The sequence below is a fragment of the Candidatus Cloacimonas sp. genome, from assembly GCA_035403355.1.
GTDB lineage: Bacteria > Cloacimonadota > Cloacimonadia > Cloacimonadales > Cloacimonadaceae > Cloacimonas.
Genome location: DAONFA010000016.1, coordinates 1 through 14459, shown reverse-complemented (window position 1 = coordinate 14459; position 14459 = coordinate 1). Strand labels below are relative to the sequence as shown.

Genomic DNA, 14459 nt, shown 5'->3' with positions numbered 1-14459 from the left:
TGTCAACCAAAAAGTTCATCTGCCTGCAGTTTATGCTGAAGTGAAAGTTGGCTACCTGTTCACCCAATTGGTCTGATAACTATTTCTGCTGCTTTATTTGTGCTATCAAGAAACGGAGGATAGCATTTTTACTTAAAGAGGCAGTCCGATTTTTTGGCTTGACAGAAATTGTTGTTTTTATACATAATGAAAAAAGAGGAATAATATATGGCAAGAAAACACGCTATAATATTAGAAGAGCTTGATATTGATAAAGTTGGGGACTTTACCGAAGCTCAAAAAAAGTATTACACTTCTTTAGGATTTAAGCCCTATTTGAATGAATACGGGAAAGTTAAGTGGCTGAAACCGGATCAGCATTCGCTAAGGATAAATGCTAAATTCAGAAGGCCTTTCTGGGCACGGATATTTTCCCGCAGGAAAGTTCAATTTCCTCACAAACGAAAGCATAGACCTGCTGTTGTTAAGTTTGTTCAGAGCAACTGGTTGTTTATCCTGATAGTAATTATTGTGTTGGTAGCAGTGGCTTATATTTTTCTCAATCAGCAGCGTATTTTTTAGGAGAAAAAGCATTGAAGATATTATTAGTTAACGATGACGGTATTTTAGCTCCCGGAATAAGAACTTTAGCGGAAGAGCTGAAAAATGCCGGACATAAAATTACGATTGTAGCTCCCGATAGTGAAAGAAGTGCAGCATCGCATTCTTTAAGCATCCGTAAGCAGCTGAAAGTGAATATAATTGCTGAAAATGAATATGCCGTAAGCGGAACGCCCGTTGATTGTTCTGTTATTGCGTTACAAAAAATTCTTACCGAGCCGGTGGATTTAATAATTTCAGGAATAAATGCCGGACAGAATATGGGGGAAGATGTTCTCTATTCAGGAACAGTTGGAGCAGCCATGGAAGCAGCGCTTTTAGGTAATAGAGCAATAGCTGTTTCTATAAATTCCTATAAAAATCAAAGATATGCAGTGGCAGCATACTGGATGCGGAGAATGTTAGATTTAGGCATTGCGAATCTGGCTAAGCCCTTTGAAGTTCTAAACATCAATATTCCGAACCTTCCTGTGGAAGAAATTAAGGGTATTCGTTTAACTCGCACCGGCCACCGTAAATACTATAATTTTGTTAAGATTATTGAAGAAAGTGAGCAGGGTTTCGTTTATGAAGTAGGTGGAGATATTCCTGTTTGGGATATAGAAAACGGAACTGATGCCGAAGCAGTTAATAACGGCTATATTTCGCTAACTCCTTTAGGTTTTAAGCTTACAAGGGATGAAGAATTTCCGCACATTCTAAACTGGCTGGAAGAGAATAATCTGTTGCAATTGGAGAGCTGAGAATGCGTTTTGAAGATCAAAGGTTACTTCTGGTAAACGAGCTAAAAAGGGAAGGTATAATTTCTCCTGCCGTTTTGGATGCCATTGGCAAGGTTCCGAGAGAAAATTTCGTTTTGCAGGAATACCTTGATTACGCATACCAAAACCGTCCTTTGCCGATTAAAGAAGGACAAACAATTTCCCAGCCATTGATGATTGCTATTATGTTGCAATTGCTTGATTTACAGCCAACGGATATAGTTCTGGAAATTGGTACCGGCAGCGGTTATCAAAGTGCCTTATTAGCTGAAATCGTGCAAGAAGTTTGCACGGTTGAACGCTTGGAAACTCTTTCTCTAAATGCCCAGAAGGTATTACGCAATGCCGGTTACCGCAATATTCATTTTCGGATTGGAGATGGACACAGCGGTTGGCAAAAAGCATATCCCCCGCACAAGGAATTTGATAAGATTATCGTTTCAGCGGCGGCACAGGAAGTTCCTAAACGCTTGGTGGAGCAGTTAAAACTAAATGGCAAAATGGCTATTCCCATTGGCGGAGGCGGTTTTCAAATTCTATATATTGTTACAAAAACAGAAGCGGGATTGGATATTGCCGAAGCTGGCGGTTGTTCTTTCGTGCCTTTTGTTTGTGATGACAAATTGTTGAGGTGAAGAGTGTTAAAAGATATTTATGCCTGGCTGAAAACAATCTGGAAAAAACCGGATAAATATGCCGATTTAAAGCAGTTTGATGTTTTAAGCGAGCTTAGTTCCTTTGAGCTCTATTTACTTGATAATTTCTTACATAAACGCAGTTTCCAAGCCGGGGAATTGCTTTATGATAAAGATAATCCGCTGGAAGTGATTTATTTTATTCTTTCCGGGGAAGTGGAAGTGACGGGAATTACTCATCCTCAAGGGCATAATTTAGTTCATAAATTACAGGTTTTAGGGCTAATTGATATGTTTACGGAAGATACTCGCAGTAGTGTAGCCATAGCCAAAAAGGAAGTAGCGGCTTATGCAATATCGCGTTATGACCTGATGGATTTAATAAAGCAGAATCCGCATTTGGGATTAAAACTGTTAGTAGCTTTTTGTAAGACATTAAGTAACTATATTCTAAACATTTCAGCTATAGGAAGCGCTACCGGGCAATGAACTGGACAAAGCGGATATTCTATTTTTTGCTCTTGGCATTGATTGTGCTGGGGTTGTTCTTTTATCATTCCATCATAGCTTATCTTATTTATGCCCTTGTTGTTTCTTATCTTCTTGATCCTTTCGTGGGCTGGCTGGAACGCAAAAAGATTCCTCGCTGGCTTGCTGTGTTAACAATCTATTTAGTTATTGCCGGAATTATTGCCTGGTTTACTTCGCGGTTAGTTCCGGCTTTAATTCAGCAGGGAAATAATCTGATAAATATTTTAAGCAGCGGAGAAAGGTTAACTGGTCAATATATCATTACTTTACCTTTCATCAGACGCATATACGAATTTCTTCTGGAGTTGGATACCAAAATTCCCGGTTTGGGAACTGCTGCCAAGCTGGTAGATATTTTGGATCAGACCAATGTTTTTCTGGCTAAGCTACCGAAGTTGCTGATAGATAATTACCAGAAGATTTTTTCCACGATCTCCATTATTGCCACCGTTCCCTTGATCAGCTTCTTTTTATTGAAGGATAAATATAAGCTGCGAAAAGGCATTATCGGTATGTTCAATAACCGCTATTTTGAGCTGATTATTATTATGTTGCGGAAAATAGACAGCACAGTTGGTAATTTTTTACGGGCTATCCTTTTTGAAATAATAGCGGTAGGTATTTTAGCTTCCACGGCTCTTACCATTGTAGGAGTGCCCTATTCCATTTTAATTGGCGCCACGGCAGGAGTGGCAAATATAATACCCTATTTTGGACCTTTTTTAGGGGGAGCTTTAGCTGTAGTAACTGTTTTGCTGAATGGGGGCACAATTCTTTCGGCAATCTATGTAATTTTAGCGATGTATATTGTGCAACTGATTGATAATAATATTGTTTATCCCGTAGTTGTAGGAGGGACAATTAATATGCACCCGCTGTTAGTTCTTCTTACTTTAATTGCCGGTGGCTGGTATGGAGGCATTCTCTGGATGCTGATATCAGTCCCTCTTGTATATATAACATACAGCTTGGTTAAGGTCTTGTATAGTAATCTGAAAGATTTTAAAATAATCTAAAGGGGAAAATGTGAGTTTACTGGATAAATGCTACAAGTTTACGGATGCCCGAAAAGTAATGGCTATGGGCTATTATCCTTATTTTCGTGAAATTACTTCCGAGCAGGATACAGAAGTTATCTGCAACGGGAAAAAAATGTTGATGATGGGTTCAAACAGCTATTTAGGGCTAACTAATCATCCGAGAGTGAAAGAAGCAGCCATCAAAGCCATCCAAAAATATGGCAGTGGCTGTGCAGGAAGTCGTTTTTTGAACGGGACTTTGGATATTCATATAGAGCTGGAAAACGAATTGGCAAAATTTGTCGGCAAAGAAGAAGCGATTTGTTATCCCACAGGTTATCAGGCAAATGTTGGTTGTATTTCAACTATGGTTGGTAAAAACGACTTTGTAATTACGGATAAATATGATCATGCCTCCATTATAGACGGTGCCTTACTTGCAGAAGGAAAAATGCTGCGTTTTAAGCATAACGATATGGCATCTTTGGAACGGGTTCTAAAAGAAATTAAAGGAAAAAATGCCCTAATCGTAGTTGATGGCATTTTTTCTATGGAAGGGGATATTGCCAATCTTCCTGTAATTGTAGAACTGGCGGAAAAATACAATGCTGAAGTGATGGTGGACGAAGCTCATTCGTTAGGTGTTTTGGGAAATCAGGGAGTTGGCACAGCTGCTCATTTTGGTTTAACGGATAAAACAGCATTTATTATGGGCACTTTCAGTAAGTCCCTGGCTTCTGTAGGTGGCTTCATTGCTGCAGATGAAGCCCTTATTCACTATTTAAAGCATAAATCCAGAGCTCTGATTTTTTCCGCATCACTTCCTCCTGCTTCAACTGCCAGTGTTTTGGAAGCTCTAAAAATTATAAAAGAAGAACCGGAACGCATTGCCAAGCTTTGGGATAACACCAATTATATGTTAACGGAATTTAAGGCAATGGGTTATAATACCGGAGCCAGTTGCACGCCTGTAGTTCCCTTGCATATTGGTAATATGATGACCACTTTTAATATGTGGCGTCGCTTAGGAGAAGAAGGAGTTTTTATCAATCCTGTAGTTCCACCTGCTGTTCCTCCCAGTTCCTGTTTAATTAGAACTTCTTTTATGGCAACGCATACAAAAGAACAGTTGGATATGGCACTGGATAAATTCGAAATAATTGGCAAGGAACTGCATATCATATAATTTATATAGGGTGTCGCGATAGCGATGCCTTATTGTTTTGGAAATATAAATTAAGCCATATATGGAGGAAAAAATGGCAAGCAAAAGCAGTGTGGAATACTATTCCAACATCAAAGAAATGTCTCCTGTCCGAGCAATTGCCGAAACCTTGATGAATAATCATTTAGTTCGGAAGGTGGATATCAGGGAGGCATACGAGCTGGCAAAAAATCAACCCGGAGTTAGCGTTACCGATTTGCCGATGTATCCTGATTTCGTTAAACTGCATAATCTGCCTGAAAATGCCAAAGTTATTAACGATTGCCACGGTAACATCATTGGCAGAACAGCAAAAGCTCGCAGATTTTATAATCGTTTAAATCCTTCCCAGAAAAATAAGGTGGAGGGAGATTTTCGCGAAGCAGTGTGGCAAATGCAACATTACCCCCTTATTAAAGCCGAAGCAATTTTAGGTATGGATCAAGACCTGATGCTGAAAGCAACCTTTATCACCACCGAAAGCGATGCAGCAAATGTATTTTTCTGGCTGCTGAATTTTGCTCCTTATGAATCGTTGAAAGAGCAATATGAAGCAAGCCCCAAGCTGCCTATTCAAGATATTATACTGGTTGCTTTTAATGAATGGACCTGCGATGATGATTTTTATAATAATGTAGGGGCACCGCAATTGGCTTTGGTGGATGAAAAACACAATGTAATCGTAAACCTGGGTATGCGTTATTTTGGCGAACGCAAAAAGGGAACTTTAACGATGGCTTGGACTTCCGGCATCAGAATTGGAATGGCTGCCTGCCATGGCGGAATTAAAGAAATTGATTTTGGCACCTGTGAAAATTCTGAATATCACAAACTGGGTAAAAGATCAATCGCCTTTTACGGTCTTTCCGGTACCGGGAAATCCAGTCATACCAATAATGCCGATAATGCCGGAACCTTGCCTAAGGGCTTTTCCAAGGTTGTGTTACACGATGATGCTTTCCAGATTGACCTGGAAAATAAACTTTGCCGCGTTTGGGAGCCAACTTTATTTGATAAAACGGATAGCCGTCCCGTAAATCATCCCGATTGGAAATATACTTTAGCTTTGATGAATCATACCGTTTTAGATGTAAATAACAAGCTTATTCCCTACGGACAGGATATTCGTAATTCCAATGGTAGAGCTTTGTTAGACCGTTCTCTTTTAGGCAATTATGTTAACCGTTGCGGTTTTCCGAAAGCACTGGTTTGGCTGATGAAGGATTCAGTTTTGCCTCCTGCTTTGAAATTGCAGGATAAATACCTGGCAATAGCAATGGGAGCTGCTTTAATGACCCAACGCAATCGCGCCGAAAATGTTACCGAAGAAGAACTGAATAAACTCGTTTTTGAACCTTTTGCCAATCCTTTTCGGGTTTATGAACTTTACCGCGATGTGGAAGCATTTTTGAAAGTTGCAGATACGGGAGCAGATTTTTACTGCTTCAATTCCCGTGGCTATTGGAAGGAATCAGACAATATTCTGGAACCGATTCCCCTAAATACATCCCTAACTCTGCAGACCGCAATTTTGATGGACCAGTTGCAATGGAAACCTTGGAAGATACTTCCCGGAGCTATGATTCCTACCAAGGAGTCCATTGAAGCCATTTTACCCGGTTACTATGATAAGTATAATTCCGAATTGCGCGGAAACTATGATCTGTATATTTCCTTGCTGAAAGATAGATTCCAGCAAAGAAAGGACTTCCTGCAAAGCAGCGATTTAACTGAAAAACCCGAAATTCAGGAACAACTGATTCAGGCACTGCAGATAAATGCCGATTAAAACTCTTATGCTAGCATATTTCTCTTTCAGCAAGATAAGAAAGGACTTACCAAATTCCACCTGGATAAATGCTTTCCGGCATCCTTCTTGGGAAGCCCTTTAAATTATGCAGTAAGAAGTAACTTGCCCAAAGAATGTTCAATAGATAGCGGGATTTTTTTCCCGCTATTTTTTTCCCTTTGCAGCACCCTCTGCTCTTCGCTCTCTGCTAAAAGCCCTTTAGGACGACACCGAAGTGTTGACTTTACGGTCAACCGATTTTACCCTTATTTTCTAACCGACAATTTTTGGGTAACGAAAATGTTTGGTTTCATAATAACGACCCGATGTCATTCTTCCTGCTCTTAGACAAATTATGTAATTTCTTGAAAAAAAAAGCTGTTGGCTATTCTTGCATAAGCACGAATTCATTTCAAATTTATAGCATATCTGCTTATTCAAGGTGGAAGTTTTATGAAGCGACAAATTAGTGTTGGTAAATTTAATTATGTAAAATCCCGGTTTATCTTAAATTTGGGTAATCAGTGTAATTTGGGAGCTTTTTTTGGGGCTTTGGCTTGCCTTGCCAACAGCATTTTTACAAAAAGGGAATACCAGAAGGGCATCCGCATGCTATCATTCCTATCTCGCAATAGGTTCAGCCACTTTTTTTGTACCGGCGGACGCCGTTCCGCCGAATGGTTGATGTCTTTAATTTGTTTGGCTATGGTAGCATTTTTTAGGTTTTTTTCCTGGCTGGGCATTTATTGGGCTTGCCATAGCTCCTTTTTTGGTACCGGCGGACGCCGTTCCGCCGAATGGTTGATGTCTTTAATTTGTTTGGCTATGGCAGCATATTTCAGGTTTTTTTCCTGGACGGGCATTTATTGGGCTTGCCATAGCTCCTTTTTTTTGTACCGGTGGACGCCGTTCCGCCGAATGATTGAGGTCTTTAATTTGTTTGGCTATGGCAGCATATTTCAGGTTTATTTTCCTGGACGGGCATTTAAGGGGCTCGCCATAGCTCCTTTTTTTTGTACCGGCGGACGCCGTTCCGCCGAATGACAATTTGGCTGAAAATCCTTTTATACTTTCCTTTACTGTTACTTTCATAAAAACCTGCTATGTTTTGAGAGTCATATTACTTCCTTGCTTCAAACTGTTAATCACTACTTTATCATACATTGATCAAGCGTTAATAATTAACGCTTGATTAAGGTATGTTTAATGAGTAATACACGAGCGGAACTGAGAAACAAGAGAAAGAGAAAAGATGCTGACATTTTACGAGGGGCTTACGCCACCGTCGCTATCAAAGTGTCGCCCAAAAGGGCTTTTTTGTATCGGAAAAACGATGTCCTCGTCGTTTAGTGGTAACACTGGTGTTTCGTTGCCGCATACCTTCCGGTAACCCAGTTTTTTTTTTGGTGCAGGCAAGGTAATATAAAAAAATAAAGATATGGGGCTGCATTTTACGAGGGGCTTACGCCACCATCGCTATCAAAGTGTTGCCCAAAAGGGATTTTGGGTATCACAACCCTCTAAAAATGCGGAAAAATGAACCCTCTGCCCTCAGCACCCTGCCCTCCGCTCTCTGCCCTCCGCTCTTCGCTCTCAGCTCTCAGCACCCTGCTCTCCGCCCTCAGCACCCTGCCCTCCGCCCTTCGCCCTTCGCTCTCTGCCCTCTGCCAAAAATTCTCTCAACCTTCTAAACATTATGTTCTGCATTCTTATCGTTAGAAAGTGCAATAAAACCCCCTCCCAAAAGTAAATCATCTGTATATAAAACCAAACCCTGTCCCGGGGTTATAGAAAGTTGCGGTTCTGTAAATAATACTTCTATCTCGCTATCATTTATAGGGTTTACAATACAATCGGCGGGAGTATGCAAAAAGCGTATTTTAGCTTTTGCTCTGAATTGTTTTGCCGGTGCAGAAATAGAAACCCAGTTCATATTTGTTGCCAAACATCGGTTCTTAAACAAATATTCCTTAGTTCCTATCACAATTCTATTTTTTTCCGCATCAATTTCCAGAACAAACCGGGGTTCGTGAAAACCCTTAACTCCCAAATTTCTTCTCTGTCCGATAGTGTAATTTATTATGCCTTTGTGTGTTCCAATAACTTTCCCGGATAGATCAACAATTTCCCCTTCCTGAAAATCTTCTGCTTTAAAAAGCACTGCCAAATCTGAACTTTGTAAAAAATCCTGGCTTTCCTGACGGGATACCAGTTCGCCAAACCCAATATCGGCAGCCATTTTTTTTATTTCCGGCTTTGTATAATTCCCTAAGGGGAAAAGGGTTCGTGCCAGTTGCTCCTGAGTTAAAAAAGCCAGAAAATAGGATTGATCCTTGTTAGTGTCTTTTGCCTTCTTTATTTGGTAGCGTTGCAATTCTTCATTATAATCCACTTTAGCATAATGTCCGGTGGCAAAATAGTCAAATTCCAGCCCCAAGGAATGTGCTTTTTCGGGCAATAACGCAAACTTGATGTAGGCATTGCAAACCAAACAAGGATTGGGTGTTTTTCCCCGTAAGTATGTTTGGCAGAAATAGTTAATAACCTTCTGCTGAAATTCTTCCTGCAAAGGAATAACATAATGCTCTATACCCATTTTTTGGCATAAACGAGCGGCGGATTGGATACTTTCTTCCTGGGCGGGACCAAAACAACCACTTTTTATCACTTTCTCCATTGCTTTGTTTTTATCCCAGGTTTGCATTGTGATGCCAATTACCCTGAAACCGCTTTCTTTTAGTAAATAGGCAGTCATTGCGGAGTCAATCCCTCCGCTGATTCCAACTGCCACACAAGGTTTATTTTGCATTTTATATCCTTTATCTTATTACAACTTATTATAATGCAAACAGCTAAAGTGTCAACTACTTTTTATTTGACATTTATGGGCTTTGCGAATCTTAGGAAGCATTGATTCTAAGTAATGAGGATAAAACATTGTTTAAGGAACCCTACATCTTTAATATAGCTCGCTTTATGGACGAAAAGCGATTTGCAAAAATTCAGGAATTTGCCAAAGATATCACCACCCCCTGTTTGATTGTGGACTTGGATATAGTAAGGAATAAGTATTTAGAATTGCAGGCAAGTATGCCCGATTATAAGATTTATTATGCAGTGAAGGCAAATCCTATGCAGGAAGTGATAATGCTGCTGAATGAACTTGGTGCTTATTTTGATTTGGCTTCGCCTTACGAACTTGACCAAATTTTAGATTTGGGAATTGAGCCCGAGCGTTTAAGCTTCGGGAATACCATCAAAAAAGTTAGCGATATTAAGTATTTTTACGATAGAGGGGTGCGGTTTTTTACTACTGACAGCAAGTTGGATTTGAATAATTTGGCAAAATATGCTCCCGGTTCCAAGGTTTTATTCCGGATTTTAACAGAAGGGACAGGTGCGGATTGGCCTCTATCCAGAAAATTTGGTTCCCATCCTGATACAATCTATCATTTAATTGTGAAAGCAGCAAAAATGAATTTACAACCCTGGGGAATTTCATTTCATGTTGGTTCTCAGCAAAGGGATATAGGACAATGGGATGATGCAGTGGCACGGTGTAAATATCTCTTTGATGCTGTTGCCGAAGAAGGCATAGAATTACAAATGATTAATATTGGAGGCGGTTTTCCTGCCAACTATGTTGATCCCACTTTTTCCATTGAAGATTATTCCAAAGAAATCCAGCGTTTTATAATGGAGGATTTTGGTGATAACTTACCGGAAATTATTTTAGAACCGGGTCGTTCTCTGGTTGCAGATGCGGGTGTAATTGTATCCGAAGTGATAAATGTAGCGCGTAAATCCAAAAATAATCTCTATCAATGGGTGTATCTTGATATAGGTAAATTTGGCGGTCTAATTGAGACCATTGATGAATCCATAAAATTCCCCATCTATTTTCCGCGTAAGGGTTTGGCGGAAGAGATTATATTGGCTGGTCCTACTTGTGACAGTATGGATATTCTCTATGAGCACTATCGTTATCGGATGCCCGAAGGAACCGTTCCCGGAGATAAAGTTTATATTTTTTCTACCGGTGCCTACACCCATACTTATGCCAGTGTTAATTTTAATGGCTTTCCTCCCCTGAAAGCCGTTATTTTTAAAGAAAATTAAGGAGGCAGAGCAAATGAAATATATGCCGGTTGAGCTGCTGCAGCGTTTTATGCAAGAGGTCTTTACAAAATTGGGAGTGCCGGAAGAAGATGCCCGCATTTGCAGTGATGTTCTTATTGCCAGTGATTTAAGAGGGATTGAATCACACGGAATCGGACGGCTAAAAATGTATTATGATAGAATTAAAGCTGGCATTCAAAATCCCGTTACCAGCATTGATGTAATCCGCGATAAATATGCTACTGCTGTTTGGGATGGAAATAATGGAATGGGTCAGGTGATTAGTAAAAAAGCCATGCAGACAGCAATGGACAAAGCAGCAAAATATGGTTTGGGTTCTGTTGCCGTTCGTAATTCTACTCATTTCGGAATTTGCGGTTATTATGCAGAAATGGCAGTTAAACAAGATATGATGGGACTTGTTTTTTCCAATGCCCGACCTTCAATTTGTCCTACTAATGGTGTTTCTCCCATTTTGGGAACGAATCCAATATGTTTTGGAGCTCCAACTGATTTACCCTATCCTTTTTTATATGATGCCGCTACTTCCATTTCCCAAAGAGGTAAAGTGGAACAGCTGGCTCGCGAAGAAAAAGAAACCCCTCTTGGCTGGGCTATTGATTTGGAAGGAAAACCCTACACGGATACAAAAGGTCTGCTGATTGATTTATTAAAACAGAAAGCAGCGATGTTACCCTTAGGGGGAACGGAAGAAATTACCGGAAGCCATAAGGGTTACGGACTCGCAACTGCCGTAGAGATTATTTGCGCTGCTTTGCAAAACGGGAATTATTTGAACGGTTTAACGGGAGAAGATGAACAGGGTAAACCTGCTCCTTACCGTTTAGGACACTTCTTTATGGCAATCAATATTGATTTTTTTACAGATGTGGAAAACTTCAAGAAAATTACCGGTTCCATCTGCAGAGATTTACAAAATTCAAAGCTTTTCCCCGGCAAAACAAAAATCTATGTAGCCGGCGAAAAAGAATATGAAATAGAGCAAAAAGTCCGTAAACAAGGTGTTCCTGTAAACCCCAATCTGGAAAAAAATATCAGAATTATGCAGGAAGAATTGGGTTTAAATTTACTTAGTTTGGATTGACCAACATTCTATGCCCAATACTAATATTCTTTTAAGGATTAGCAGTGAATTTAAAATCTCCCTTTAAAAAATAAAACAACGAATAGGAAGATGAGATGCAGCAGAAAACAAACAAAAGGGAAGGCATCAGTTTTTTCGAGAAATATCTGACATTGTGGGTTATTATATGTATGGCAGCCGGGGTTCTTATAGGCAGGTATATACCTGGAATACCTAATTTCCTGCGTAAATTTGAATTTGCCCAGGTCTCAATTCCGATAGCCGTTCTTATTTGGTTAATGATCTATCCGATGATGATGAAGGTAGATTTTACCAGCATTAAGAATGTGGGGAAAAACCCCAAGGGATTAATTGTAACCTGGATTGTAAATTGGTTAATTAAACCTTTCACAATGTATGGAATTGCCTGGTTTTTCTTTTATATTGTATTTAAATCTGTTATACCTGCAAATTTAGCCAAAGATTATCTTGCGGGAGCTATTTTGTTGGGTGCTGCACCTTGCACAGCAATGGTTTTTGTCTGGAGCCATTTAGCCAATGGTAAACCTGCTTATACAGTTGTTCAGGTAGCTACAAACGATTTGATAATTCTGGTTGCTTTCACACCCATTGTAGCATTCCTGATGGGCATTAGCGGAATAAAAATACCTTGGGATACATTAATTCTTTCCGTTATCTTATTTGTTGTTATTCCTTTAGCTGGAGGAGCAACAACACGATATTCAGTGATAAAACATAGGGGAGAGGATTATTTCCTGAAAACCTTTATTCCCAAATTCAATAATGTTACTATTAGCGGTTTGTTGCTTACCCTGGTTATTATCTTTGCTTTTCAAGGAGAAGTTATTATCAATAATCCTCTCCATATTATCCTGATAGCCATTCCACTTACGATTCAGACCTATTTAATCTTCTTTATAAGCTATTTATTCACCAAACATATAAAATTACCCCACGATATTGCAGCACCGGCAGCTTTAGTTGGAGCATCCAATTTCTTTGAACTTGCAGTGGCAGTAGCTATATCTCTTTTCGGAGCCGATTCACCAGTTGCCTTGGCTACCACTGTAGGCGTTTTAGTTGAAGTTCCCGTTATGCTTAATCTGGTAAGCATAGCTAATAAAACAAGGCAGTGGTTTTTTCCTGCAAATTAGAGTTTAGATTATATTCCACCGTTTTTTGTACCGGCGGACGCCGTTCCACCGTTTTTTGTACAGGCGGACGCCGTTCCGCCTTATTTATTCGGCGCTACAGCGAGCGCCGGTACTAAAAAATCACAGATAACACGGATAGGATTTCAGAAACGAGGATTTCAGGATTTAAGGATTTAGAGGATATTAATAGGTCTGGGATGAACAGGATTATAGGGATTTTAGGGATTTTAGGGATTTTGTTTTTTTGGAAATTTCAGAACCTAAAAACCTTAGATCAAATTCTGCGTTACTATTTTCATTCTCCATTTTCAATTCTCCATTCTCAATTTAATCTCTTTTTCTCTTTCTCTCTTTTTCTCTTTTTCTCTTTGTTCAAAATCCTCTTTCTCTCTTTGTAAAAAAAATATAATTTGTTCTTACCCTCTATTCCCATCTCGCCATCTCGCCATCTCGCTATCTCGCTAAATCCATTCTCCATTCTCAATTCTCCATTCTCCATTCTCCATTCTCAATTTAACCTAAATATAAGTTCTCACCCAAACCTTCAAATCGATATCACGTGTCACAGAGGTCTTAAAGGTTTATAGGTTGGGGAGATAGATAGGACTGGCTTTAGACTGTGTCACAGTGGTCTTTGGACGTATTTGGACGTATCGATATCACGATTCCTTCAAATATGCCCTCAATTTAGGGTATTTTCAGAACATCAGATTTTCTGAAATGGTTTGCGAATTTAATAGAGCCTTAACTGAAGTGCCAGGGGTCCGATCATCGTAAGCCACTGACTCTGATCAGCGTCTATAAACTCGATCCGGTAGTCTTTATTGAGGGGTTGGAGGGCAACTCCCTTGCGAGCCTCATCATACTGTATCCTTTTCAGGGTAATGCCTGTCTCGTATCTGACGGCACAGATCTTCCCATCCAGACCATCCCAGGTAATCTGCTTCCTGATTAGCACAACGTCTCCATGCAGAATCTGAGGCTCCATGCTATGACCATTGATTTGGAAGGCAATGTAGCTGTCCGTTCCGAAGGGAATGTAACGAGTGGGGACTTCGACTGTATCCGTTGGTTCTATACCTTCCGGGACATCGATGGGTGATCCAGCGGCTATTTCCGCTGCGATCGGGAACACTGAGGTACGAATGTAAGTCTTATCAAGATCATTCATTAAGACCGGTTTGCCATCCACAATCTGGACTTTCTTGGTAGTCCGGATATCATCTCCCAACTCCCAGGGAGCCAGGATGAACATACTGCCTTCACCCCTCAAGAGCCAGTTCACATTCACTCCGGCATCGATCAATCTGGCCATGAATTGAGGGTCGGGAAACCTCTCATTATTCTTGTAGCGGTCCAAAGAATTGGCAGAAATGCCAAACTTTTCTGTGAACTGGTACTGCTTCAATTTCATTGCTTTAATCAGCATTCCCAGTCTGCTGCCGACGTCATTCGGGTCCATTATTCCTCCTATAAGGTCATTTTTCGCTTGACCTTTTGCCGTATGGGTAAGATTATGCATCCGTAGACAAGATAAATTGT

At 40.1% G+C, this 14459-nt stretch carries 14 protein-coding genes; 11 read left to right on the top strand and 3 right to left on the bottom strand.

The genetic code is table 11. The features are described from left to right. Positions 1-207: 207 nt before the first annotated feature. The 8 genes from PLE33_05235 to PLE33_05200 all read left to right on the top strand — a co-directional run bounded on the left by PLE33_05235 (position 208) and on the right by PLE33_05200 (position 7583). Positions 208-561, top strand: a complete 354-nt coding sequence (locus tag PLE33_05235; GenBank protein ID HPS60648.1) for a hypothetical protein — start codon at positions 208-210, stop codon at positions 559-561. A gap of 11 nt (positions 562-572) precedes the next feature. Continuing rightward, complete coding sequence (gene surE, locus PLE33_05230) at positions 573-1343, top strand: 5'/3'-nucleotidase SurE (GenBank protein ID HPS60647.1); 771 nt, start codon at positions 573-575, stop codon at positions 1341-1343. 2 nt (positions 1344-1345) lie between these two features. Beyond that, complete coding sequence (locus tag PLE33_05225; protein ID HPS60646.1) at positions 1346-1996, top strand: protein-L-isoaspartate(D-aspartate) O-methyltransferase; 651 nt, start codon at positions 1346-1348, stop codon at positions 1994-1996. 3 nt (positions 1997-1999) lie between these two features. After that, positions 2000-2485: a cyclic nucleotide-binding domain-containing protein gene (locus tag PLE33_05220; GenBank protein ID HPS60645.1), complete on the top strand. Its 486-nt coding sequence runs from the start codon at positions 2000-2002 to the stop codon at positions 2483-2485. Further along, entirely contained in the window at positions 2482-3543 is a 1062-nt protein-coding gene (locus tag PLE33_05215) for an AI-2E family transporter (protein ID HPS60644.1), read from the top strand. The genes PLE33_05220 and PLE33_05215 overlap by 4 nt, the downstream gene beginning before the upstream one ends. 10 nt (positions 3544-3553) lie before the next feature. Beyond that, on the top strand, positions 3554-4732 hold the full coding sequence (locus PLE33_05210) for a pyridoxal phosphate-dependent aminotransferase family protein (GenBank protein ID HPS60643.1): 1179 nt from the start codon (positions 3554-3556) through the stop codon (positions 4730-4732). Positions 4733-4805: 73 nt separating this feature from the next. After that, entirely contained in the window at positions 4806-6539 is a 1734-nt protein-coding gene (locus PLE33_05205) for a phosphoenolpyruvate carboxykinase (ATP) (GenBank protein ID HPS60642.1), read from the top strand. Positions 6540-6992: 453 nt separating this feature from the next. Continuing rightward, complete coding sequence (locus PLE33_05200; GenBank protein HPS60641.1) at positions 6993-7583, top strand: hypothetical protein; 591 nt, start codon at positions 6993-6995, stop codon at positions 7581-7583. A 643-nt stretch (positions 7584-8226) separates the two neighbouring features. Here the strand turns inward: PLE33_05200 and mnmA are convergent. Beyond that, a complete protein-coding gene (gene mnmA, locus PLE33_05195) occupies positions 8227-9348 on the bottom strand; it encodes a tRNA 2-thiouridine(34) synthase MnmA (GenBank protein ID HPS60640.1) in 1122 nt (373 codons plus the stop codon). Between the two features lie 128 nt (positions 9349-9476). Between mnmA and PLE33_05190 the strand changes: the two genes are divergently transcribed. From PLE33_05190 to arsB, 3 genes are all read left to right on the top strand, one after another. Further along, positions 9477-10658, top strand: coding sequence for a type III PLP-dependent enzyme (locus tag PLE33_05190; protein HPS60639.1), 1182 nt, complete (start codon positions 9477-9479; stop codon positions 10656-10658). A 13-nt stretch (positions 10659-10671) separates the two neighbouring features. Beyond that, positions 10672-11763 (top strand): Ldh family oxidoreductase, encoded by a 1092-nt coding sequence (locus PLE33_05185; GenBank protein HPS60638.1) that lies wholly within the window; start codon positions 10672-10674, stop codon positions 11761-11763. A gap of 95 nt (positions 11764-11858) precedes the next feature. Beyond that, positions 11859-12917, top strand: coding sequence for an ACR3 family arsenite efflux transporter (gene arsB / locus PLE33_05180; GenBank protein HPS60637.1), 1059 nt, complete (start codon positions 11859-11861; stop codon positions 12915-12917). Positions 12918-13239: 322 nt separating this feature from the next. Here arsB and PLE33_05175 read toward each other — a convergent pair whose 3' ends face one another. Together PLE33_05175 and PLE33_05170 are read right to left on the bottom strand one after the other, a co-directional pair. Continuing rightward, entirely contained in the window at positions 13240-13416 is a 177-nt protein-coding gene (locus tag PLE33_05175; GenBank protein ID HPS60636.1) for a hypothetical protein, read from the bottom strand. Between the two features lie 234 nt (positions 13417-13650). Continuing rightward, positions 13651-14379 (bottom strand): XRE family transcriptional regulator, encoded by a 729-nt coding sequence (locus PLE33_05170; GenBank protein HPS60635.1) that lies wholly within the window; start codon positions 14377-14379, stop codon positions 13651-13653. Between the last annotated feature and the right edge of the window lie 80 nt (positions 14380-14459).